Consider the following 23,522-nt stretch of genomic DNA (forward strand, 5'->3'; position numbering starts at 1 on the left):
AAACAGGATTTCCTTGACCGCGGGATCGCGGTGAAGAAAATCCTGTCTTTCCGGGCTGGCTTAGTATTCCATAATAATTGGGATGATCATTGGTCGACGTTTCGTTTTTTGGAATAGATAAGCGCTAAGCGTTTCACGGATTTCTTGTTTAATATTCGTCCACTCAAATGTGTCTTTATTAACATATTTTTCAATGCAGTCACGGGCAATTTGCGTCGCTTCAGAAATCAATTCTTCCGATTCGCGAACGTAAACGAAGCCCCTCGAAATGATTTCCGGACCGGAAGCGATTCTCTTTTGGGAACGGTTAAGGGTTACAACCACTATGAATATGCCGTCTTGGGACAACAATTTTCGATCCCTCAACACAATGTTTCCAACATCGCCAATACCGCTTCCATCAATTAATACATTTCCAGCCTGCACTTTTCCGCTTATGCGCATTTTCCCATTTCGATATTCAACAACATCGCCTTTATCTGCAATAAAAATTCTTGATTTATCAATTCCGACTTGCTGTGCCAATTTGGAGTGCGCGATTAACATACGGTATTCGCCTTGGATCGGGATAAAGTATTTTGGCTTCATTAAATTTAACATCAATTTTAAATCTTCCTGGCTGCCATGTCCGGAAACATGGACTTTTTTGTCGGCAGTCAATACCGTTGCACCAGCTTTGGCAAGATTGTTCATCGCATTGGACATTTGCACTTCCATTCCTGGTGACGGTGTGAATGTAATCAACACAGTATCCGTATCTTTTATACGGATGTCGCGATGTTGTTTTCGAACGATTTTATCAAGGGCGTCAAGCGGTTCCCCTTGATTGCTTGTCACAATAATGATCAATTCATCATCTTCATATTTGCTGATTTCCGTAATTGGAATCAATGTATTTTCATCAATCGATAAATATCCAAGTTTCACGCCGATATCGATGACTTTTTCAAGGCTTTTCCCCACGATAGCGACTTTCCGGTTTGATTTTTGTGCTTGGTTGAATACTTGTTGAATGCGGATAAAATTCGATGCATATACTGCAACAATGATACGGGCAGGGGCAGAGTGGAAGTATTTCGCCAACTTTTCTTCAATCACGGTTTCACTTGTCGTATATCCTGGACGTTCAGCTTCCGTTGATTCGGAAAGTAAAATGAATACCCCTTCTTCACCCAGTTGAGCCATTTTCGCAAGATCCGGCTTGAATTTTCCTTTTGCCGACTGATCAAATTTGAATTCTCCAGTAAACACAATTGCCCCTTCGGAAGTGTGGAACACGATGCCCAAAGAGTCTGGAATGCTGTGTGTTGTATGGAAAAATGTTACATAAGTCGATTGGAAATTCATGCGACTTTTGTTCGTCACTTCAAAGAATTTCACTTGATGCGGTGCCGGAAGCTCTTTTAAATGTTCCTTTGCAAGTGCAATTGTCAGTTTCGAACCGTACACAGGGGCATTTATTTTTTGCAAAACATAGGCAATGGAGCCAATGGCATCTTCATGGCCATGGGTTAAAAATATTCCTTTAATCCGATCTTTGTTTTCTTCCAAATAAGTAAAGTCTGGAATAACGATATCAATACCAAGCATTTCATCTTCCGGGAACATCAGTCCGCTATCGACAATAAAAACTTCGTCATCGATTTCGATCACGTACATGGATTTACCGATTTCTCCCACTCCTCCAAGCGGGATGATCCGAATGACTTCATTTTTTGTTTTTAACACAATCTTTCCTCCTAATATTATCCCGAACGCACAACCACTTATTTATCATTATACGGTGAGATGGGTGGAAGTACAAATAAAAAATGGGATTTCAAAGGGGGAAATTAAAAAAACCTGCCGTCCAAACAACTCAGAATGGAATTGTTTGGACAGCAGGATTTAAATACTTTGTTTTACATGTTCCCAAACTTCATCAAATTGACGCTTCTCTTCTTCGGTCATCTCAACCAGCGGCAGACGAACCCGTGCGACTGAAAAGCCTACTTTGCCTAATGCATATTTCACCGGAACCGGATTCGGACATTTAAACAGCTGTTTAAAAAGCGGCAATAAAGCTTGATGCATTTTCGCTGCCTCGTCTAATCTTCCTTCTTCAAAGGCGCGGATCATCGCCTGCATTTCATTCCCGACCACATGGGAGGCAACGGAAATGACGCCTTTGCCTCCGATGGCCAAAAGGGGCAGCGTCAATGCATCATCACCGCTGTAAACGAAGAAATCTTCATCGGTCTTTGCTAATATTTCAGCCATTTGATCCAAATTTCCGCTTGCTTCTTTTACGACTTGGATATTAGGTATTTTGCTTAATGCAATCGTTGTGGCGGCTTCGATATTGGTGCCCGTGCGCCCTGGCACATTGTAAAGGATAATGGGTAAAGCCGTTTCTTTTGCTACTGCCTCAAAATGTGCATATAGACCGCGTTGATTCGGTTTATTGTAGTAGGGAGCCACCAGCATGACCCCATCCACACCGAGGCTTTCCGCCTTTTTCGTCATCTCGATTGTTTCTTTTGTATTATAAGTGCCTGTTCCCGCAATGACGGGTATCCGTTTATTCACCTTTTCAACGGTAAATCGAATCAGTTGAAGTTTTTCATCCATTGATAAAGTTGGCGATTCACCGGTTGTTCCGCAAACAACAATCGAATCGGTTCCATTCGAAAGCAAATGTTCAATCAATTTCTCTGCCGCTTCGAAATCAATGTCACCATTTTCTTGAAACGGTGTCACCATGGCAGTAGCGATCCTACCTAAATCCAAATCTAACACCCCTTATAGTAAGTTATCCTCCAGCATTGCTTCAGCGATTTGGATGGAGTTCAATGCAGCACCTTTCAATAAGTTATCTGCAACGATCCATAGGTGGAAGCCTTTTGGATGATTCAAGTCTTTGCGAATTCTTCCGACATACACCGGATCTTCATCTTCCACAAAAATCGGCATCGGATAAACTTGGTTGTTGATATCATCTTGCAATACTACTCCAGGAGCGTCTTTTAAAATATCAAAGAGTTCTTGTAGACTCGCCTCTTTTTCCACTTCGATATAAACAGATTCCGAGTGTCCGGCAACTACCGGAACTCTCACGCATGTTGCCGCAACTTCCAAATCAGGCAAATGCATGATTTTTTTCGTTTCATTAATCATTTTCATTTCTTCTTTTGTATATCCGTTTTCTGTGAATACATCAATTTGAGGAATCACGTTGCGGGCGATTGGATAATGTTTTGGTTCGGATTTAACCGGCAACACATTCGCTTCTACATTTTTTCCTTTCTCCCATTCTCCGCTTTGCACGCGAAGTTCTTCAATTGCGGACATTCCTGAACCGGAAACCGCTTGATATGTGGAAACAATGACTCTCTTTAGACCTAATTTTTCCCGGATCGGTTGGAGTGCAACAACCATTTGGATTGTTGAACAGTTAGGATTGGCAATGATTCCGTTATGTTTTTTTAAATCCTCACGATTCACTTCAGGCACCACCAACGGCACATCCGGATCCATACGGAAATGACTTGTGTTATCAATTACAACGGCACCTTTTTTGACAGCTTCAGGAGCAAGTTTTGCGGAAACGGAACCGCCTGCAGAAAATAACGCGACATCCACTCCCTCAAACGCTTCAGGCGTCGCTTCTTCAATTTTGTACGTTTTTCCTCCGAATTCAATTTCTTTTCCTGCGGATCTGGCAGATGCCAAAAATTTTATATCTTTAATTGGAAAATTTCTTTTAAGTAATTGTTCTTTCATTTTAGTACCGACTGCGCCAGTCGCACCAACAATCGCTACTGTTAATTGCTTCGCCATTGCACAAATCTCCTCCTAAAATAGTAACCAAATAATCTTCATATAATGATGAAAATTTTATCACAATTTTACTGAATTGTGTGATAAAAATTAATTTTCTTTATGGTATTGAATAAATAAAGGCTGTAGCTGCTTTTTGTAGTAAATTGCGTGCACGACTGTATCCACCATTTTTGAAAAATCGGCTATCAACGAAGTCGGTTTATTGAATGGATCATCTTGCCCGAAAGGAATAAAATAAATGTTTTTTGAGTTTAATAGTTTCATAATGTTGACGCCGTTTAAACCAAGGGCATCATTTGTGGAAATTCCGATCACTACAGGATTGCCGTTCCGGAGGGTGGCTTTTGCCGCCATCAATACAGGGCTGTCTGTCGCGGCATTGGCAAATTTGCTGATGGAATTTCCCGTCATGGGAGCGATGACCATGCAATCAAGAGGATTTTTTGGCCCCAACGGTTCAGCTTCCACAATGGTCGAAACGACTTTTTCCCCCGCCAACTCCTCGATTTTTTTCACCCATTCTTGCCCGGAGCCGAAGCGGGTAACCGCAGTCAAAACGGAATGAGTAACAATTGGAATCACCGTCGCACCTGCATTGCGAAGATCTGTAATTTTCGGTACGACATCCTCATATGTGCAATGGGAAGCGGTGATGCCAAGCCCTATTCTTTTACCTTTCAGCAAGACTTTCTCCTCCTTAATTGACCAACAATTGAATTGTATAAAATGTTCGCCGCATCATTCGGGAAAAATTTCCCCGGCAATGCAGGAAGCAATTCGTAATTTTCCCGTTCTACCCCTTCTTGCAAACAACCTGGATAGGAAGCTAAATCAAAAATCGGAATGCGGATTTTTTCGTTGATACCCGCATCCAGCCATTTTGCCGGTATGGTATTGACAAAGTAATCCGCTTCGATTTCCCCCACATCCGCCAAATAAGAAGCTTGATAACGAAAGGCTTTCGCTTCGTTCAGTTGCACATCGGATCGGACTGCGATGATGACTTCAGCACCGATGCTTCGAAGCAGATGTCCCAAGGTTTTTGCCACCCGGCCAAATCCCGTAATGATGAATCTTTTTCCGGAAATGGCCTGCTTCGTTTGGTAAAATGTCGCAACAAACGCTTCCGCCGTCAACAACGCATTTTGCCAGATAAACGCTTCATCTTCCAAGTAATGATGGACGGTATGTTCCTCCAAAATTTCCTTCCATTCCTCATTGGTCTTTCCACAAAAAATAGTGGCGTTTTGCAACCCCAATACTGCAGGCACTTCCACTTTCAATGGTTGGATTGGCAGTACGATATAGTCCGGCTCTTGCTCTATTGCCAGCTGATTTAATTCATTGTCCCAAGAAGTTTTGCTTTTGTAAAAAACCGTCCGTTCGGGGTTTGACAATTTCTTGGCGAGAAGTTTCAATCGGGCATCCGTTCCAATGATGAGCCATTTTTCGCTGTTCATCGGTCATAATACCTTCTTGTGCCTGTGGTTTTGCGGAACAAAATGCGGTCTTCTCCAATCAGATGAATTTCTTCCCAAGGAATGAATAATGCCGCATTTGCTTTTCTCTTATGGAAAGGCAGCCGGGATGTTTCTATCAGTTCAAATCCTAAAATTTTCCCCGTTTTAGGATCGAAAATGCATTCCGTTTCGGACAAATAGCCGTAGCGAACACCGTTTTCCATTTCGATCAATTCTTTTTCAGCGAGCTCTGACAACAGCATCATTTCCCTCCTCCATGAGCTTATTAGTACTATATGCATTGAAAAACTGATAGGTGCCCATCTTGTTTTAAAACTTTTTGGTTGACATTCTGTTCTAACTGTATATACTGTATATATACAGTTATGCATCCGAATGGTGGTGACTTTGTGGACATCAAACTGAGCAACGCATCGGAAAAACCGATTTATGAACAAATTACAGAACAAATAAAACAAGCAATCATCACAGGAAAATTGAAGCCGGGTGATTCCCTCCCTTCCATCCGCAGCCTGGCAAAAGAATTGAAAATCAGCGTGATGACGACAAAAAGGGCCTATTCCGATTTGGAGCGGGATGGATTTATCGTCACTTTTGCGGGAAAAGGCAGCTTCGTCGCGGAACGGAATCAGGAATTCTTGCGGGAAGAATTGCTTCGCCAGGTGGAGGAGCACTTATCTAAAGCCGTTCAAATCGCAAAGCTTGCAGGAATCGAGGGAAAAGAACTGATTGATTTACTTTCAATGTTAGTGGAGGAGGAATTGGAATGACGAATGCAATTGAAGTGCGCAATTTAAGTAAGAGGTTTTCCCAATTCCAATTGGAAAATGTTACTTTTCAATTGCCAAAAGGAACCATTATGGGATTTGTAGGGGAAAACGGTGCCGGTAAAACAACAACCATTAAATGCCTTTTAAATTTATTGAAAAAAGAGCAGGGGGAAATCAAAATTTTCGGGCTCGACCATGTTGAACATGAAACGGAAATCAAAGAACAGATCGGCGTTGTCTTTGATGACCTTTACGTACCGGACATTTTGAATCCAACCCAAATCAACAACATCTTTGAAAAAATCTTCAACCGTTGGGATGAAAACTTCTACGTTGAACTATTAAAACGATTTAAAATCCCTTTCAAAAAACCGGTTAAACAGCTTTCCCGTGGGATGCGGATGAAACTGTCCATTGCCATGGCTTTGGCCCACCATCCGAAATTGCTGATATTGGATGAACCGACAAGCGGACTTGACCCGATTGTGCGGGATGAAATTCTTGATTTGTTCATGGAGTTTATTCAGGACGAGGACAACAGCATTTTATTCTCCACCCACATCACATCCGATTTGGAAAAAATCGCCGATTATATCACTTTTATTCATGAGGGGAAAATTGTCTTCAGCAAAAATAAAGATGAACTGTTGTATAATTACGGGATTTGGAAAGGAACAGCCGAGCAATCGATGGAACTGCCGGAACACGCAAAAGTGCGTATGCAAAAAAACGCTTTTGGCGTCGAGATTTTAGTGGATCGCAAAGAAGTAAACAGCGCCTTTACACTTGATAAGCCGTCCATTGAAGAGATCATGTTATTTTTCGTGAAAGGGGTTCAACCATGAGGGCACTTATTTTGAAAGATTTGTATTTAATGTTCAATCAAAAGAACTTAATCTTCACTTTAACATTGTTATTTTTCTTCGCCTCTTTCTTTTTTGGAGATCCTGGAATGCTGATGATTTTTCTAACCGTTTTATGTATTACACAAATTAACACCTTACTTGCCTATGACGAAACAAGCAATTGGTATCGTTATGTCTATACGATGCCGGTGAAAAAAGCCGATATTGTAAAAAGCAAATATATATTGAGCTTAATTTTGCTGTTATTCATGCTCTTGATTATCTTTCCAGTATTTCTGATTACGAACGAGATGTCCGGAGCAGCTATTGAGATGAATGAATTTTTGAAGGTTTTATCTATTGTCGCCTCCAGCTTGCTGATTATGTTGGGCCTAACGATTCCAGCAACCATTAAATACGGAATCCAAAAGGGGCGCATTTTGATACTAGCTGCTATATTCATCCCAATTATCGCTACAAATATTTTATCCAATGGGAATTGGAGTGTACGGTTTTTTGAAATTTTGGATATATTGAGTCTTATTTCTTTGCCGGTTTCTGCAATTCTTTTCTATTTATCTTATAAACTTTCCACCTACATTTTGGAGAAAAAGGAATTTTAACATAAAAAAACGAGCAGAGGACGCTTTCCCTTGCTCGTTTTTTCTTCATGCATTTACCATTTTTCGTTGATAATTTTGGACATCCTGCCCGATGATGGCCACTGCCGGTTCAACGGAAAAAATCTTACCGATCAGTTTCTGTACCGGATCCAGTGAAATGCCATCAATCTTTTGAAGAATTTCATCCACCGGCAAATGACGGCCAAAAATCAACTCGTTTTTCCCGTTTCGGGTCATACGGTTTGTCATGCTCTCCATATTGAGCAGGAAACTCGCTTTCAGCTGCTCTTTTCCGTTCTCAAGCTCTTTCGGTGTCACACCTTCTGTTTTGATTTTTTCAATTGCCCCTAGAATCGTTTCATGCAACAGGGACAATTGCTGATTGTTGGTGCTGCCGTATATGGTGATCGCCCCAACATCCATGTAACAGGAAGGATAGGAGTAAATGGTGTAAGCCAATCCCTTTTCCTCCCTCACTTCTTGGAACAGACGGGAGGACATGTTGCCTCCAATTATATTATTCAGCGCGATGAAGCTATAATAATCGGAATCTTTGACGCTGATGCCAGGATAACTCATGGCAAGATGGGACTGCTCCACATCCCTTTCCTTGATGAAACGTCCTGAGTGGAAGGCCGGATCCGTCAATTGCATCGGTACGGCTTTTTCTGACGGTTCAAATTGTCCAAACAATGATTCAATATGTAAGAGCAATTCCTTCGATATATTCCCGGCAAGGGATACAACGACATTTTTCGGATAATAGTGTTTCTCCATATAGGTTAGAATGAGCTCCCGATTGAAGGTTTGAAGGGTTTCTTTCGTCCCCAAAATGGGAAGTCCCAATGAATCGTTCGGATACATGACTCTCCATAAACGTTCATGGATATCATCATCCGGCGCATCTTCGCTCATTAAAATTTCCTCTAAAACGACTTGCCGTTCCTTTTCCAATTCACTTTTTTCAAAAACGGAATTGAAAAACATATCCGCCAATATGTCAATGGCCAATTTTCCATGATGATCCAACACTTTCGCATAATAACATGTATTTTCTTTTGTTGTGAATGCATTCAGCTCTCCGCCGATGCGATCAAACTCCTCCGCTATCTGTCTTGCCGAACGGGTGGCTGTTCCTTTAAAAAGCATATGTTCAATAAAGTGGGTGATTCCATTTTCTTCAGGCAATTCAAAACGGGAACCTGCCCCCACCCAAATGCCCACAGAAATCGAACGCACGTATGGAACATGCTCATAAACAATTCTTAAGCCATTTTGGCAAGTGTAAACGTTAACCAATGTTCAACCTCTTTCTATTTCAACCTTTTCCTTCGAAACTACTCTTACTTTACAAAATATTAAAGAAGATGAAAAGTTTTTTGATTCACTCAAAGGCATGGCCATTGGACAAATTAAAAAGAGGTTGTTCTCCTTTCTTACAACCTCTCATCATCTTAACGATTATTCGAATTTTGTTTTGCCCGTTCCCTGTCTTCTTTTAAAACGACTTTTCTGGACAGATTGATTCGTCCTTGATCATCGATGTCGATGACTTTTACAAGAACTTTATCTCCAACTTTCAACACATCTTCCACTTTGTTCGTGCGTTCTTCCTGAATTTCGGAAATATGCAATAGTCCATCTTTTCCTGGCAAGATTTCGCAGAATGCACCGAATTTTTCAATACGTTTAACCGTTGCCAAATAATATTCTCCCACTTTTGCTTCACGTACGATATCCTCGATGATCTCTTTGGCACGTTGGTTCATTTCTTCATTCGGTGAGCAGATGTAAATTGTTCCGTCCTGTTCCGTATCAATTTTTACGCCGGTTTCATCGATAATCCGGTTAATTGTTTTTCCTCCAGAACCGATAACATCGCGAATTTTTTCCGGATTGATTTTGATGGAAATGATTTTAGGCGCATATTTTGAAAGTTGTTTGCGCGGTTCGGCAAGCGTTTGTTTCATATGCTCCAAGATGATCATGCGGCCTTCTCTTGCTTGCATGAGCGCTTCTTCCAAAATTTCACGGGATAAGCCATCAATTTTAATGTCCATTTGCAGTGCTGTTACACCTTTTTCAGTACCAGCCACTTTAAAGTCCATATCACCAAGATGGTCTTCAATTCCTTGGATATCCGTTAATATTGTGTAATAATCGCCTTTTTTCACAAGTCCCATCGCAATTCCCGCAACAGGCGCTTTGATTGGCACACCAGCGTCCATCATGGCAAGTGTACTTGCACAGATTGAAGCTTGGGATGTGGAACCGTTGGACTCCAATACTTCAGATACGCAACGGATGGCATATGGGAACTCTTTTTCATCCGGAATGACAGCAAGCAATGCTCTTTCCCCAAGGGCACCGTGACCAATTTCCCGGCGTCCCGGACCACGCATCGGACCAGTTTCCCCAACGGAGAATGGAGGGAAGTTGTAATGGTGCATAAAACGTTTTGATTCTTCCAAACCTAATCCGTCAATGATTTGCACATCGCCTAATGGTCCTAACGTACAAATGGAAAGCACTTGCGTTTGACCGCGGGTAAATAACCCTGAACCATGAGCCCGTTGCAATAAACCGACTTCGGATGAAAGCGGGCGGATTTCGTTCACTTTCCGTCCATCCGGCCGGATTTTTTCTTCTGTAATCAATCTGCGGACTTCTTCTTTGACTATTTTTTCTAATACGATATTCACATGTTTCAATGTTTCTTCTTCGGCTTCTTGTTCTTCATAATGGGCAACCACACGCTGTTTCACAGCCTCGATTGCTTCTTCGCGGGCCAATTTTTCGACCGTTTGAATAGCGGCAATCATATCTTGTTCGCACATTTCCCGTACCGCTTTTTCAATTTCTTCATCCACTTCAAACAATTCCACTTCAATTTTTTCTTTTCCGACTTCCGCCACAATTTGTTCTTGGAACGCGATCAATTTTTTAATTTCTTCATGGCCAAACATAATCGCTTCCAGCATGATTTCTTCAGGCACTTCCAATGCTCCGGCTTCCACCATGTTGATGGCATCTTTATTTCCAGCAACCGACAAGTGGATTGTACTTTTTTCTGATTGCGCCACATCCGGGTTGATGACAAATTTACCATCCACATAGCCGACATTCACACCGGCAATTGGTCCATTGAATGGAATATCCGAAATGGAAAGCGCCAATGATGAACCGACTAATGCCGCCATTTCTGTCGGACAATCCGGATCGGAAGACATTACGATGGAAACAACTTGTACTTCATTGCGGAATCCATCCGGGAACATTGGACGAATCGGACGGTCAATCAATCGGGATACCAGGATGGCATGTTCGGATGGACGTCCTTCCCGTTTAATGAATCCTCCTGGAATTTTACCTGCAGCGTATAAACGTTCTTCATAGTTGACTGTCAGTGGGAAGAAATCCAATGCCTTTGCTTCTTTTGACATCGTCGCAGTACATAGAACGGCCGAATCTCCATAACGGACAAGCACAGCGCCATTCGCTTGTTTGGCCAATTGTCCGACTTCAATGATTAAAGGACGGCCGGCCCAATCATAGCGATAAACCTTCTTTTCGGTCATGTATTGATCTCCTTTCTTCTTGGGGACATACGCCACCATTATTTATATACCAATAGTAAGTGTATCAAAAAAGCATTTTCTATGCTAAACATTTTCAATTAAATTATGGTAATTTTACTTTATTTGTTACTCGCTGGAAACTGTTTTTTGGATAAATAAAAAGCGGGAAAATCCCGCTTTCTGATTATCGACGAAGACCTAATTTTTCAATTAATGTACGATAACGTTGAACGTCTTTTTCACGTAAATATTTCAATAAATGACGGCGATGACCTACTTTTTTAAGAAGTCCGCGTTGGGAATGGAAGTCTTTTTTATGAACAGATAAGTGTTCGTTTAATACGTTGATTTCTTCTGTTAAAATTGCGATTTGCACTTCTGGAGAACCAGTATCTCCTTCATGAGTTTGGAATTGTTTAATGATTTCATTTTTGCGTTCTTTTGAAATAGCCATTTTGTTTTCCTCCTATTTTTTGATTACTCCTTTAGCACAGTCAACCGTTGGAGCTTCGGTATGCCGAGCTAAGGAATGTACAATTTTGTACACTAAGAGATATTATCATAGTTCAAATGTTTAGGCAAATGATTTATTTGAAAAATATTCAATCGCCTGCTCCTTATCGCGGTTGATTTGGGCTTTCAGCGATTCGATGCCATCAAATTTTTGTTCGTCCCGGAGCCGCTTATACCAATAAACTTTCACTTCTTCACCATAAATATTTTTGTGGAAATCCAAAATATGGACTTCGATTGTTAATTGCTTTTCATCGGGATTTTTGAATGTCGGTTTATATCCCACGTTGCAGACCCCATCGAATAATTGGTTTTGCACCAATATTTTCACTGCATACACACCATTTTTCGGAATAAAGCCGCCTTCCTTTGGCTGGATATTGGCCGTTGGGAAACCGATGGTACGGCCCCTTTTATCTCCTTGAACCACAATGCCTTGGAGTTGGTAAGGACGGCCTAATAAATGATGAACGGTTTCCATATCCCCCTCGCGCAGACTCTCACGAATGCGGGTCGATGAAATTTTTTCTCCACCTTCCACCTGCTTTTCCACTACCGTCACACCGAAATCCCCGCGGGAAAGTTCCTTCATCAATTCCATATTTCCTTTCCCGAAAGCGCCAAAGGAAAAATCAAAACCGGCCGTGACATGTTTCACATTCAAATCCCGAATAAAATGTTGGATGAACTCTTCCGGTGAAAGCTTTGCAAAGTCGGAGGTAAATTGCACCACAAATGTCGTATCGACACCCAATTCTTCCAAGATTTCCAACTTTTGATGAAGAGGGGTAATGTAAAAGATTTTTTCATTGCTTTTCCCTAATACGATCGAAGGATGGGGATCAAAGGTCATCACAGCACTTTTGACATTGATTTCTCTCGCTTTTTCCATTGCGGCACGGATCACCGCTTGATGTCCCCTATGTACGCCATCAAAAAAACCGACTGCCAGGGAATAGGAAGTGGAAGGATCCACTTTATCTAATTGGTACGGATATTTTAAATGAATTACCTTCATTCATGTGGCCTCCTAAAGATTATTTGGAAACATCTTATCTGGTTTCATCAGCCCAGGTTTTGTCGGATGTTCTCTATATACAGCAATCGCCTTCCCGTTGCGGGTAAATACAATTTTACCGCTCTTTTTTAATAATGAATGGACTTTTAAGATTTGTCCATTACAAATTTGCTTTTCATTGGATGCATCCATTTCAATGAATGGATAAGAAGATAGGGCTTTTTCAATGGGAAGAATCAGCTGTTCAATGGTACCTTCTTCCACAGCATTTTCAACTTCACGGATTGTGGCACACTCGTTTTTCGTAAAATTCCCTGAAGCCGTTCGCACAAGGGAAGACATATGGCTAGGGTAGCCCAGCAGTTCCCCGATTTGTACCGCCAGCGTTCGGATATACGTGCCTTTGCTGCACTTCACCCGTATTTTGAACTTAATTTCTTGCCCTTCAAACATTTCCCGATCATCGAGCAGCTCCAATTCGTAAATGGTCACTTTTCTTCGAGGACGTTCAACTTCAATCCCTTTCCGGGCATATTCATAAAGTTTCATGCCATTCACTTTCACCGCTGAATACATTGGGGGAATTTGTTCAATTTCACCGGTCAATTGGGATAGCGCTTGAAGCAATTGCTTCCTTGAAATTTTCTTATGACTGCTATCTTCTTCCACCGTATCTCCTTCAGCATCTTCCGTAGTTGTGGAACGTCCGATTGACACTTCCGCTTCGTAAGTTTTGCCAGCCTCCATCAAATATTCAGATATTTTAGTCGCTTGTCCAATGCAAATTGGCAAAACCCCTTCCACTTCCGGATCAAGGGTTCCGGTATGTCCAATTTTTTTGGTTTTCAATATTTTTCGAAGTTGAAACACGCAGTCGTGGCTCGTTAAACCTCTTTCTTTCCATAATGGCAAAATACCATCCACTCGAATCCCCCCAAAAATTTCAATAAAAAAAGCCCACCTGCATGATGGATGCAGTCGCAGGCTTTTTACGATATGGATATTTACGCTTCATCGGTATCCTTGATGGAGCGCAATAATTGTTCGATTTTGTTTCCATATTCGATCGATGTATCAAACTTGAATGTGATTTCAGGTGTTCTTCGAAGGCGAATGCGATGACCGATTTCGGAACGGATAAAACCTTTCGCCTTTTCCAATGCTTTCAACGTTTCATCTTTCTCTTCTTCCGTACCTAACGTTGTAAAATAAATTGTCGCTTGTTGAAGATCCCCAGTGACTTCAACAGCTGTTATGGTTACAAATCCCACACGGGGATCTTTCAATTTACGGCCAATGATGTCGCCCAATTCTTTTTTCATCTGTTCAGCAACACGATTTGCACGTAGAGACATATTGTCACCTCTTTTAAAAAGTAGAATAAAAGCACAACACGCACTTTTATCTACTTGACTTCATGATATTAATGTTATTGTTGTTGGAATCCTAAAAATTATCCATACATATTACAAATACTCGCGGGAAAACTCCAACAGCTCCCAAGATGGATTCGATTGCAGAAAATGGAGCACTTGGTCTATTTCCCGCTCAGCTGCAGAACGGGATGAAGCAACGGCCACGACAGCAATTTTTGTCCGTTGCCATACATCCTGATGATCGATTTCTGCAACCGATACATTAAATTTTTGCTTTGCTCTCGTGATCATTCGCTGGAGAACTGCACGCTTTTCCTTCAAAGAATGAGCGTCCGGAATGATGAATTCCGCTTCCAAATACACGATCATTTGCGCTCAATTTCTTCCATAACGAAGGCTTCGATGATGTCGCCCTCTTTGATATCGTTGAAGTTTTTGATTTGCATACCGCACTCGAAGCCTCTCATGACTTCTTTGACATCATCTTTGAAGCGTTTTAGCGATGCAAGTTCCCCTTCGTAAATCACAATTCCATTTCGGATGACACGTACACCGGCATCGCGTGTCACTTTGCCGTCTGTAACGTATGAACCTGCAATTGTACCCACTTTTGAAATTTTAATTGTTTGACGAACTTCCGCTTGACCGATGATTTTTTCTTCATATTCCGGATCAAGCAAACCTTTCATGGCTGCTTCAATTTCTTCGATCGCTTTGTAGATGATGCGGTGCAGGCGGATTTCCACGCCTTCTTGTTCTGCGGCACGTTTTGCGTTGACGTCTGGACGGACGTTGAAGCCGATGACGATGGCATTGGACGCCGCAGCAAGGCTGATGTCAGACTCTGTAATCGCACCTACGCCAGTGTGGATGATTTTAACATTTACACCTTCCACATTGATTTTCATAAATGAAGAAGCCAAAGCTTCCACAGATCCTTGCACGTCCGCTTTGATGATCAAATTCAATTCTTTGATATCGCCTTGGGACATTTGTTCAAACAAGTTATCCAAAGTGATGCGTGATTTTTGGGCACGGCTTGCCTGAAGCGCCATTTGTGCACGGGCTTCCCCGATTTCACGGGCCGTTTTTTCATCTTCGAATACAACGAATTTATCTCCCGCTTGAGGTACTTCGTGCAATCCTGTGATTTCAACAGGCGTTGCAGGCGTAGCTTCTTTTACGCGGCGTCCCAAATCATTCACCATTGCACGAACGCGGCCAAATGTATTACCGACAACGATCGGATCGCCGATGCGCAACGTACCATTTTGAACCAACAATGTGGCTACAGAACCGCGGCCTTTATCCAGGCGGGCTTCAATGACCGTACCAATTGCCCGGCGGTTAGGATTTGCTTTCAATTCAGAAACTTCCGCAACAAGCAGGATCATTTCCAACAATTGGTCGATTCCTTCACCTTTCAAGGCTGAGATTGGAACAAAGATTGTATCGCCGCCCCAGTCTTCCGGAACTAGACCATATTCCGTCAATTCCTGCATGACGCGGTCCGGATTTGCTGTTGGTTTGTCGATTTTGTTGACTGCGACAATGATTGGCACATTTGCGGCTTTGGCATGGTTGATCGCCTCCACTGTCTGAGGCATGACACCGTCATCTGCCGCAACAACGATGACAACGATGTCGGTAACTTGCGCGCCTCTTGCGCGCATTGTTGTGAACGCTTCGTGCCCAGGTGTATCAAGGAAAGTGATTTTCTTTCCATTAATATCTACTTGGTATGCACCGATATGCTGCGTTATACCTCCAGCTTCCCCTTCTGTCACTCTCGTATGGCGGATGGCATCCAAGGTTGTCGTTTTCCCGTGATCGACGTGACCCATGATGGTTACGACAGGTGGACGTTCCACCAATGCATCTTCCGGATCTTCTTCTTCAAAGTAAACATTTAAATCCGTCTTATCAATGCGAATTTCTTCTTCGACTTCCACGCCATAATCCGCACAAACCAATTCGATGGCATCTTTGTCAAGAGATTGGTTGATTGTCGCCATCACACCAAGCATAAAGAGCTTTTTGATGATTTCGGAAGGTTCACGGTTTAATTTTTTCGCCAGTTCCGCCACCGTTAAAGATTCGTAGAAAGTGATTTTTTCTGGAAGCTCTTTTTGAACCGGTTGCTGCGGCTGTTGTTGTTTCGGTTGACGGCGTTTTCCGCCATGAATGCCAGGCTTTTTCTTTTGGTTTCCTTTATGTTTAGCCTGTTGTTGAACCGGTTCTTGATCTTTGGCAACTTTATTTCGCTTAATTTTTTCAAAGGAAACTTGCACTTCATCCTGATCTTCTTTTGGTTTTGCAGGATGTTCATGTTTCTTTGCATCTTTGTTTTGCGGCTGTTTTGATTTATGTTGTTGTCCGCCATTTTTTTTGGCAGGCGCTTCATTCGCATTTTTGTTAAAAACCGCATCCAGTTTCGCAACCGCTTCTCCGTCAAGCGTAGACATATGATTCGAAACATTTATATTTAATTTTTTTAATTCTTCAATGACTTCTTTACTTGGTCGATTCACTTTTTTGGCATATTCATGAACTCTCAATTTGGTCATTAGCTCACCCCCGATTAATTTTCGTTGAGCAGACTGGACAGCTTTTTGGCAAATCCCTGGTCGGTAATGGCAATCACTACCCGTTTTTCTTTGCCAATCGCATGTCCCAGCTCATAACGATCGCTGAACGAATGGAATTCAACGTTGTAATGCGTACATTTATCTTGAATTTTTTTTCTTGAATTTTGGGATGCATCCGAAGAAAGAATGACTAACTTCGCATTGCCCTTTTGAATTTCTTTGATCACCAATTCTTCACCGGTAACGACTTTCCGCGCTCTCGTCGCCAATCCCAGAAGCTGCAAAATCTTTTCTTTATTCATTTTTGAAAAGCTGCTCCCTGCGAATAAGCCGTATTAGCTCATCGTAAATTTCATCCGGTATTTTCACTTCTAAATGGCGTTCTAAAATCTTTTTGCTGCGGGCTTTTTCCACCGCTTCTTCAGATTTGGAAATATATGCGCCGCGACCGGACTTTTTTCCAGTCGGATCCACTGATACTTCACCGTCTTTGGAGCGGACAACGCGAAGCAATTCTTTTTTTGGAAACATTTCACCTGTTACAACACAGCGGCGTAATGGAACTTTTCTTTTCGTTGGCACGTATATCACCTTCCCTATCAGCTCAACGCATTCCATTTTTCGTGTTATCTGGAATATCCCAACTTATTATTCTTCATCACCATCGACATCTTGATATAGGTCGTAATCAATTGGATCAAAAGAAGGTTCTTCTTCCTGATTGTCGCTTTCAATTTCGATGAAAGGACTGTTTTCATTCGGGTAAATTCCTAATTCCCGAGCATCGGATTCACTTTTAATATCAATTTTCCAGCCTGTCAATTTTGCTGCAAGTCGCGCGTTTTGTCCCCGTTTGCCAATCGCTAATGAAAGCTGATAATCCGGAACGATAACAGTTGTGGATTTCTCTTCTTCATTCACAATGACATCCAACACTTTGGATGGACTCAATGCATTGGCAACAAAGACTACCGGATCTTCTGACCATTCCACAATATCAATTTTCTCGCCATTTAATTCATTGACGATCGCTTGTACCCGTGCCCCTTTCGTACCAACACATGCACCAACGGCATCCACTTCCGGATCGTGCGCGTAAACTGAGATTTTGGAACGATCCCCGGCTTCACGGGCGATGGATTTTATCTCCACAATTCCTTCATAAATTTCCGGCACTTCCATTTCAAACAATCTTCGAAGCAACCCTGGATGTGTGCGGGAAACGATGATTTGCGGTCCGCGAGTCGTTTTTTCCACTTTTGTAATGTAGACGCGAATGCGTTGTTGTGGTTTGTACTCTTCCCCTGGAATTTGTTCATTTAAAGGCAAAGCGGCTTCCACTTTTCCAAGATTGATATAGATATTTCGCGCATCTCTCCGCTCAATGATTCCATTGACGATATCATCTGTGCGATCGACAAATTCCTCATAAATGACGCTTCTTTCCGCTTCACGTACGCGTTGGGTCACAACTTGTTTTGCCGTTTGCGCAGCAATCCGTCCGAAGTTGCGGGGAGTCACTTCTTGTTCAACAATATCGCCAGGTTCATAAACACTGTTGATTTTTCTGGCCTCTTCCAATGAAATTTGCAGGCGTGGATCTTCCACTTCCTCCACAACTTCTTTTCTTGAGAAAACTTTGATTTCTCCTGTTTCTTGATTAAAATCAACACGTACATTTTGCGCTTGATTGAAGTTGCGTTTATATGCGGTAACCAGTGCAGCTTCGATCGCTTCCACCAATATTTCCCTTGAAATGCCTTTTTGCTGTTCCAGAGCATTTAAAGCATCTAGTAATTCACTGCTCATCTTTTCATTTCACTCCTAATTAATTTGATGAAAAATCGATTGCCAGGCGAGCTTTGGCAATCTTTTCTTTTCCGATTTTTATAAGAACATTGCGTGTTTTTATGCGAACTTCAATTTCCAGGCTATCTTCGCTGTTGGATTTCAAGTAACCATAGAACTCTTTCATGCCTTCAATCGGCTCATACGTTTTGATATATACGTATTTGCCAATGGCTTTCTCAAAATCGGATTCTTTCTTCAATGGGCGTTCCGCACCAGGAGAGGAAACTTCTAAATAATAGTTTTGTTCTATAGGGTCCTTTTCATCCAACAAGGCACTCAATCGCTCGCTGACAAGTGCACATTGGTCAATATCAATTCCACCTTGAGGAGTATCGATATATACACGGAGGAACCAAGCGCGTCCCTCTTTCACAAACTCAATATCCACTAATTCAAGATTCAATTCCTCTAAGATCGGTGTGACCAGCTGTTCTACTGTAGAAGTAATTTTGCTCATAAAATCCTCCCAACGTCCTGTTTCCTAGACTAAAAACAGAAATTCCACCAATCATGGTGAAATTCGCATTCCGTGTACAAAGCAATCGCTACCCTCCTGGTGGAGAGCTGCACCTAGACTCAATTCAAACAAACAATAGAAAAGAGCGGGAAACCCCACTCTTTTGCTGCAAGACTATCAACAAATTATTGATTTAACAATAGCACAATTTCTTAAGAAATGCAAATATGAGAAACTGTGCCACCACATCTTTGACGGATGCAAAATCATTCCAAGCAAAAGGATTTAGAATAAAGACAGCTGATTTTCATCAGGCAGACCTTCCAACACGCCCAATTGCTCCATGTATTCAATCAAAGATTTGGAAACGCGGCCCCGTGTTTGCAAATCTTCTTTCGATAAAAACTCCCTTTCTTCCCTTGCCGCCACAATTTGTTTCGCCACACTTTCCCCCAAACCGGGGATCGCATTGAAAGGCGGAATGAGGGAATTCCCTTCAATGACGAATTCTGTGGCTTTCGATTTGTACAAATCCACATTTTTGAAGCTCATGCCTCTTTCGCACATTTCAAGGGCTATTTCAAGAACGGTCAATAAATCTTTTTCTTTTTTCGTTGCATCCAAGCCTTTTGCGTTAATTTCTTCGACTCTCGTGCGGATCGCTCTGGCCCCTTTTATCATCGCCGGCAAGTCAAAGTCTTCGGCACGCACGGAGAAATAAGCGCAATAATAGGCAAGAGGGAAATGGACTTTAAAGTATGCCACGCGGACAGCCATTAATACATAGGCGGCTGCGTGGGCTTTCGGGAACATGTACTTGATTTTTTTGCATGATTCAATATACCAGTCAGGCACATCATGTTCCCTCATCGCTTTTTCCATATCTTCCGTCAAGCCTTTCCCTTTACGGACCGACTCCATCGTTTTGAAAGCGAGCGAAGGATCCAATCCTTTATAAATTAAGTACACCATGATGTCGTCACGACAACCGATGACTTCTGAGAAGGAACATACATTATTTGCGATTAATTCGCTGGCATTTCCAAGCCATACATCCGTACCATGGGATAGGCCTGAAATTTTTAACAACTCAGAGAAGGTTTTCGGTTTTGTGTCCTCCAACATTTGACGGACAAATCTCGTTCCAAATTCCGGAATACCTAAAGTTCCCGTATTGCATAAAATTTGTTCAGGCGTCACGCCCAAAGATTCTGTTCCTGTGAAGATGGCCATGACATCAGGGTCATCCGGTGGAATCGTTTTAGGATCGATGCCCGTCAAATCTTGCAGCATGCGGATCATTGTCGGATCATCATGTCCCAGAATATCCAATTTCAAAATGTTGTCGTGGATTGAATGGAAGTCGAAATGGGTCGTACGCCATTCCGCATCCTGGGCATCGGCAGGATATTGCACCGGAGTGAAGTCGTAAATATCCATATAATCAGGAACAACAAGAATACCGCCCGGATGCTGGCCGGTCGTCCGTTTGACACCGGTGCAGCCTTGCACTAAACGGTCAATTTCCGCCGAACGGAAATTGATATTATTGTCATTCGCATAACCTTTTACGAAGCCGTAAGCGGTTTTTTCCGCAACGGTACCAATTGTTCCCGCGCGGTAGACTTTATCTTCCCCGAACAAGACTTTCGTATAGTTGTGGGCCCGCGCCTGGTATTCCCCGGAGAAGTTCAAGTCAATATCCGGAACTTTATCCCCGTTGAATCCAAGGAACGTTTCGAATGGAATATCCTGTCCGTCCTTGTTCAAAGGCGTACCGCACTCAGGGCAATCCTTGTTCGGCAAGTCAAATCCTGAACCGACCGAACCATCCGTAAAGAATTCGGAATAGTGGCAGTTCGGGCAGATGTAATGAGGCGGCAGCGGGTTGACTTCCGTAATTTCCATCATCGTCGCGACAAGGGATGAACCGACGGAACCCCGTGAGCCGACCAAATATCCATCCTCCAAGGACTTCTTCACGAGTTTTGCGGAAATTAAATAAACCACCCCAAACCCGTGTCCCAAAATCGAGTTCAATTCTTTTTCAAGCCGTTTTTCCACGATTTCCGGCAGCTTTTCGCCGTAAATTTTATGCGCCATTTCATAGGTCAAGCGTTTAATTTCTTCATCGGACCCTTCAATGATCGGCGTGTACAATTTATCTTTGATCGGTTTCACATCGCCGATCATATCGGCAATTTTTTGGGAGTTGGTCACAACGATTTCCTTCGCCACTTCCTCTCCCAAAAAGGCGAATTCTTCGATCATTTCATCCGTTGTACGGAAATGCACTTTCGGCAATGGATAGCGGTTTAATGGATTTGCCCCTCCCTGGGAAGCCACCAAAATCTTCCGGTAAATGGCATCATGTTCATTTAAATAATGGACGTTCCCGGTCGCCACCACCGGCTTATCCATTTTTTTGCCGAGCTTCACAAGTTTGCGGATAATGTCTTCCAAATGCCATTCATCATGGATTGTTCCACTGTCAATCAATTGGGAATAGACGGCTTTTGGATGAACTTCAATATAATCATAGAATTCAGCCACCGCTTCCGCTTCTTCCGGAGATTTGTTCATCATCGTCTCGAACAATTCCCCGTTGCTGCAGCCGGATCCGATAATCAGCNTTGAGTGTGGGAAATGGACACCAATTTGAACAAGTTTTTTAATCCGGCATTATCCACCACTAAAATTGTACAGTGATAAGGCCGGGATTGTTTATAGGAGTCTTCTCCGCCCATGAATTTATTAAAATCGTCATGGTATTCGATTCCTTTTTCTTTGGCTTCTTTCAATAATTGCAACAGCAAGTAGCCCGTTGCTTCCGTATCATAGATTGCGCGGTGGTGCTGTACAAGTTCGATGCCGTATTTTTTACACAATGTATTCAAACGATGATTTTTGAGTGTCGGATTTAATAAGCGGGACAATTCCAACGTATCGATGACCGGATGTTTCACCCCTGTAATGCCCGCTTTTTCGTACGCTGCATACAAAAATCCCATATCGAAGGACGCGTTGTGGGCAACCACAATGGCATCTCCGATAAATTCATGGAATTCACGGATCACATCATCCACTTCCGGTGCGTCCTTTAACATGTCATCCGTAATATTCGTCAATTCGATGATTTTTTCTGTAAGCGGCCGGTGCGGATTGGCAAAGCGTTCGAATTTATCAATCACTTTGCCGTCGCGTATTTTGACCGCCGCGAGCTCAATAATCACATCATAGGCAGTGGATAATCCGGTTGTTTCCACGTCAAATACAACGAAAGTGGCATCATCCAGTTTGATATGCCGTTCTTCATAAGCAATCGGAACACCGTCATCCACCAAGTTGGCTTCCAAACCGTAAATGATTTTTATGCCATATTTTTTTCCGGCGGCATAGGCTTCCGGATAGGCTTGGACGACAGCATGATCCGTAATTGCCACAGCGGAATGCCCCCACTTTGCGGCCTGTTCCACAATGCGGTCCACCGGTGTCACTGCATCCATCTGGCTCATTGGTGTATGTAAATGCAATTCCACCCGTTTTTCGCCTTCAGGTGCCGTGTCTTTTCTCGGCTCTTTATGAATTTCATTGATATCATTTGCAATCACGACCAATTCACGGACAAACGTATCATTTTGCACTGATCCTCTGACCCTTACCCACATGCCCTTTTTCAGGCGGGCCATCTTCTCGGCATCATCATTGTTGCGGGAAAACATTTTCACGAGGATGGAGTCCGTATAGTCGGTCATTTTGATTTCCAAAAGGGAACGGCCACTTTTTAACTCTTTTACTTCCACAGCAAAAATATGTCCCTCAATGACGATGCGGCGTTCTTCTTCAACGATCGATTTGATATCCATAATTTCAGTATCGTGAATGATTGAGCCGATTTGTACCGGACCTTCTTCAGCATGCCCGTTGGAAGACGAAGATTCTTTCTTTTCTTTTTCCCTGTTTTGGAAATCTATAATGGCTTGTCTGGCCAGTTCTTCTTCTTCCAACCTGCGCTGTTCCATTAATTTTTCCTGCTCCAGCTTTTCTTCCTCCGATGCTTCAACTAATTTGAAATCCACTGGAATTGCTGGAAATCCAAAACAAGCATAAGTTTCCGAAATAATTTCCCGGTACTTCGATTTTAATGTCAATTGCTCCATTTCAGAGATGCAGGAAAGAACCATTTTGCTTCCCGTCCAGGTTGGCAATTGACATGAGAGACGTTTCTTTACAGGCGGCGAAGCGTCGATGCGTTCAACGACGGTCATCCAATAATCGGAAATGAGATCATCTGTTACTTGCGGATTTTCCGTCTGTATCGAAATTTCCGTTTGAGCAATATGTTGAAATTCTTCCTTTAATCGGGAAGAGAATAGTTGGTACACTTGAAAAGGTAAAATATTTTTCAGCTTCAATGAGAAATTCCAAATTCTCTTTTTCTTATGAACCGTCAATCGGTTCAGTTCACCATGTTCAAAGAAAGACATGTAAATATCTTCCGTCAGTTTCAGTTGGGATAAAAGCGTCAATAAACGCTCTCTCGCTTTTGAGTTTTCCATCCAACTCACCACCTTTAATTGAAAAATGCCTTGATGGAATA

At 42.4% G+C, this 23,522-nt stretch carries 21 protein-coding genes and 1 pseudogene; 3 read left to right on the forward strand and 19 right to left on the reverse strand.

Going from position 1 to position 23,522, the window contains the following annotated elements:
• Positions 1–60: 60 nt before the first annotated feature.
• From ACFPOH_RS05300 to ACFPOH_RS05325, 6 genes are all read right to left on the reverse strand, one after another.
• Positions 61–1,728 (reverse strand): ribonuclease J, encoded by a 1,668-nt coding sequence (locus tag ACFPOH_RS05300; protein ID WP_342469813.1) that lies wholly within the window; start codon positions 1,726–1,728, stop codon positions 61–63.
• Between the two features lie 159 nt (positions 1,729–1,887).
• A complete protein-coding gene (gene dapA, locus ACFPOH_RS05305) occupies positions 1,888–2,769 on the reverse strand; it encodes a 4-hydroxy-tetrahydrodipicolinate synthase (protein WP_342581186.1) in 882 nt (293 codons plus the stop codon).
• A 12-nt stretch (positions 2,770–2,781) separates the two neighbouring features.
• On the reverse strand, positions 2,782–3,819 hold the full coding sequence (locus ACFPOH_RS05310) for an aspartate-semialdehyde dehydrogenase (RefSeq protein WP_342469816.1): 1,038 nt from the start codon (positions 3,817–3,819) through the stop codon (positions 2,782–2,784).
• A 90-nt stretch (positions 3,820–3,909) separates the two neighbouring features.
• Positions 3,910–4,506, reverse strand: a complete 597-nt coding sequence (locus tag ACFPOH_RS05315) for a dipicolinate synthase subunit B (protein ID WP_342469817.1) — start codon at positions 4,504–4,506, stop codon at positions 3,910–3,912.
• Positions 4,500–5,282, reverse strand: a complete 783-nt coding sequence (locus ACFPOH_RS05320; protein ID WP_390308996.1) for a dipicolinate synthase subunit A — start codon at positions 5,280–5,282, stop codon at positions 4,500–4,502. The genes ACFPOH_RS05315 and ACFPOH_RS05320 overlap by 7 nt, the downstream gene beginning before the upstream one ends.
• Positions 5,279–5,545 (reverse strand): YlmC/YmxH family sporulation protein, encoded by a 267-nt coding sequence (locus ACFPOH_RS05325; RefSeq protein WP_390309075.1) that lies wholly within the window; start codon positions 5,543–5,545, stop codon positions 5,279–5,281. Before ACFPOH_RS05325 ends, ACFPOH_RS05320 begins: the two co-directional genes overlap by 4 nt.
• Before the next feature lie 147 nt (positions 5,546–5,692).
• On the opposite strand from ACFPOH_RS05325, the gene ACFPOH_RS05330 reads away from it, so the two are divergent.
• From ACFPOH_RS05330 to ACFPOH_RS05340, 3 genes are read left to right on the forward strand one after another with little or no spacing between them, the layout of a single operon-like run.
• A complete protein-coding gene (locus tag ACFPOH_RS05330) occupies positions 5,693–6,073 on the forward strand; it encodes a GntR family transcriptional regulator (protein ID WP_342469819.1) in 381 nt (126 codons plus the stop codon).
• On the forward strand, positions 6,070–6,918 hold the full coding sequence (locus ACFPOH_RS05335) for an ABC transporter ATP-binding protein (protein WP_390308997.1): 849 nt from the start codon (positions 6,070–6,072) through the stop codon (positions 6,916–6,918). The genes ACFPOH_RS05330 and ACFPOH_RS05335 overlap by 4 nt, the downstream gene beginning before the upstream one ends.
• Positions 6,915–7,541: an ABC-2 transporter permease gene (locus ACFPOH_RS05340; RefSeq protein WP_342469821.1), complete on the forward strand. Its 627-nt coding sequence runs from the start codon at positions 6,915–6,917 to the stop codon at positions 7,539–7,541. The genes ACFPOH_RS05335 and ACFPOH_RS05340 overlap by 4 nt, the downstream gene beginning before the upstream one ends.
• A 45-nt stretch (positions 7,542–7,586) precedes the next feature.
• Here the strand turns inward: ACFPOH_RS05340 and ACFPOH_RS05345 are convergent, their stop codons facing one another.
• The 13 genes and pseudogenes from ACFPOH_RS05345 to ACFPOH_RS05405 all read right to left on the reverse strand — a co-directional run bounded on the left by ACFPOH_RS05345 (position 7,587) and on the right by ACFPOH_RS05405 (position 23,481).
• Complete coding sequence (locus tag ACFPOH_RS05345; RefSeq protein ID WP_390308998.1) at positions 7,587–8,840, reverse strand: M16 family metallopeptidase; 1,254 nt, start codon at positions 8,838–8,840, stop codon at positions 7,587–7,589.
• A gap of 155 nt (positions 8,841–8,995) precedes the next feature.
• Positions 8,996–11,119: a polyribonucleotide nucleotidyltransferase gene (gene pnp / locus ACFPOH_RS05350; RefSeq protein ID WP_342581182.1), complete on the reverse strand. Its 2,124-nt coding sequence runs from the start codon at positions 11,117–11,119 to the stop codon at positions 8,996–8,998.
• Between the two features lie 184 nt (positions 11,120–11,303).
• Positions 11,304–11,573 (reverse strand): 30S ribosomal protein S15, encoded by a 270-nt coding sequence (gene rpsO / locus ACFPOH_RS05355; RefSeq protein ID WP_342469824.1) that lies wholly within the window; start codon positions 11,571–11,573, stop codon positions 11,304–11,306.
• Positions 11,574–11,693: 120 nt separating this feature from the next.
• On the reverse strand, positions 11,694–12,650 hold the full coding sequence (gene ribF / locus ACFPOH_RS05360; protein ID WP_390308999.1) for a riboflavin biosynthesis protein RibF: 957 nt from the start codon (positions 12,648–12,650) through the stop codon (positions 11,694–11,696).
• A gap of 12 nt (positions 12,651–12,662) precedes the next feature.
• A complete protein-coding gene (gene truB, locus ACFPOH_RS05365; protein WP_390309000.1) occupies positions 12,663–13,574 on the reverse strand; it encodes a tRNA pseudouridine(55) synthase TruB in 912 nt (303 codons plus the stop codon).
• A gap of 80 nt (positions 13,575–13,654) precedes the next feature.
• Positions 13,655–14,005 carry a 30S ribosome-binding factor RbfA gene (gene rbfA, locus ACFPOH_RS05370; RefSeq protein WP_342469827.1) on the reverse strand — a complete coding sequence of 117 codons (351 nt, stop codon included), beginning with the start codon at positions 14,003–14,005 and terminating at the stop codon, positions 13,655–13,657.
• 111 nt (positions 14,006–14,116) lie between these two features.
• Positions 14,117–14,395, reverse strand: coding sequence for a DUF503 domain-containing protein (locus ACFPOH_RS05375; RefSeq protein ID WP_342469828.1), 279 nt, complete (start codon positions 14,393–14,395; stop codon positions 14,117–14,119).
• A complete protein-coding gene (gene infB, locus ACFPOH_RS05380) occupies positions 14,392–16,593 on the reverse strand; it encodes a translation initiation factor IF-2 (protein WP_390309001.1) in 2,202 nt (733 codons plus the stop codon). The genes ACFPOH_RS05375 and infB overlap by 4 nt, the downstream gene beginning before the upstream one ends.
• A gap of 14 nt (positions 16,594–16,607) precedes the next feature.
• Positions 16,608–16,916: a YlxQ family RNA-binding protein gene (locus ACFPOH_RS05385; RefSeq protein WP_342469830.1), complete on the reverse strand. Its 309-nt coding sequence runs from the start codon at positions 16,914–16,916 to the stop codon at positions 16,608–16,610.
• Positions 16,909–17,232, reverse strand: coding sequence for an RNase P modulator RnpM (rnpM, locus tag ACFPOH_RS05390; RefSeq protein WP_390309002.1), 324 nt, complete (start codon positions 17,230–17,232; stop codon positions 16,909–16,911). The genes ACFPOH_RS05385 and rnpM overlap by 8 nt, the downstream gene beginning before the upstream one ends.
• A 30-nt stretch (positions 17,233–17,262) precedes the next feature.
• Positions 17,263–18,423: a transcription termination factor NusA gene (gene nusA, locus ACFPOH_RS05395; protein ID WP_342469832.1), complete on the reverse strand. Its 1,161-nt coding sequence runs from the start codon at positions 18,421–18,423 to the stop codon at positions 17,263–17,265.
• A 19-nt stretch (positions 18,424–18,442) separates the two neighbouring features.
• A complete protein-coding gene (gene rimP, locus ACFPOH_RS05400) occupies positions 18,443–18,922 on the reverse strand; it encodes a ribosome maturation factor RimP (RefSeq protein ID WP_342469833.1) in 480 nt (159 codons plus the stop codon).
• A 285-nt stretch (positions 18,923–19,207) separates the two neighbouring features.
• A pseudogene (locus tag ACFPOH_RS05405) lies at positions 19,208–23,481 on the reverse strand (PolC-type DNA polymerase III).
• Positions 23,482–23,522 lie beyond the last annotated feature (41 nt).

Origin of the sequence: Ureibacillus suwonensis (assembly GCF_042655065.1) — a bacterium.
GTDB lineage: Bacteria > Bacillota > Bacilli > Bacillales_A > Planococcaceae > Ureibacillus > Ureibacillus suwonensis.

Bases quoted from the DNA above. Each gene is read 5' to 3' on its own strand.
- rbfA (WP_342469827.1), bottom strand. From the start codon at position 14,005: ATGTCTCTACGTGCAAATCGTGTTGCTGAACAGATGAAAAAAGAATTG.
- ACFPOH_RS05320 (WP_390308996.1), bottom strand. From the start codon at position 5,282: ATGAACAGCGAAAAATGGCTCATCATTGGAACGGATGCCCGATTGAAA.
- ACFPOH_RS05335 (WP_390308997.1), top strand. From the start codon at position 6,070: ATGACGAATGCAATTGAAGTGCGCAATTTAAGTAAGAGGTTTTCCCAA.
- ACFPOH_RS05340 (WP_342469821.1), top strand. From the start codon at position 6,915: ATGAGGGCACTTATTTTGAAAGATTTGTATTTAATGTTCAATCAAAAG.
- infB (WP_390309001.1), bottom strand. From the start codon at position 16,593: ATGACCAAATTGAGAGTTCATGAATATGCCAAAAAAGTGAATCGACCA.
- rimP (WP_342469833.1), bottom strand. From the start codon at position 18,922: ATGAGCAAAATTACTTCTACAGTAGAACAGCTGGTCACACCGATCTTA.
- ACFPOH_RS05375 (WP_342469828.1), bottom strand. From the start codon at position 14,395: ATGATCGTGTATTTGGAAGCGGAATTCATCATTCCGGACGCTCATTCT.
- ACFPOH_RS05385 (WP_342469830.1), bottom strand. From the start codon at position 16,916: ATGAATAAAGAAAAGATTTTGCAGCTTCTGGGATTGGCGACGAGAGCG.
- nusA (WP_342469832.1), bottom strand. From the start codon at position 18,423: ATGAGCAGTGAATTACTAGATGCTTTAAATGCTCTGGAACAGCAAAAA.
- ribF (WP_390308999.1), bottom strand. From the start codon at position 12,650: ATGAAGGTAATTCATTTAAAATATCCGTACCAATTAGATAAAGTGGAT.
- ACFPOH_RS05325 (WP_390309075.1), bottom strand. From the start codon at position 5,545: ATGCTGTTGTCAGAGCTCGCTGAAAAAGAATTGATCGAAATGGAAAAC.
- rpsO (WP_342469824.1), bottom strand. From the start codon at position 11,573: ATGGCTATTTCAAAAGAACGCAAAAATGAAATCATTAAACAATTCCAA.
- ACFPOH_RS05310 (WP_342469816.1), bottom strand. From the start codon at position 3,819: ATGGCGAAGCAATTAACAGTAGCGATTGTTGGTGCGACTGGCGCAGTC.
- rnpM (WP_390309002.1), bottom strand. From the start codon at position 17,232: ATGGAATGCGTTGAGCTGATAGGGAAGGTGATATACGTGCCAACGAAA.
- pnp (WP_342581182.1), bottom strand. From the start codon at position 11,119: ATGACCGAAAAGAAGGTTTATCGCTATGATTGGGCCGGCCGTCCTTTA.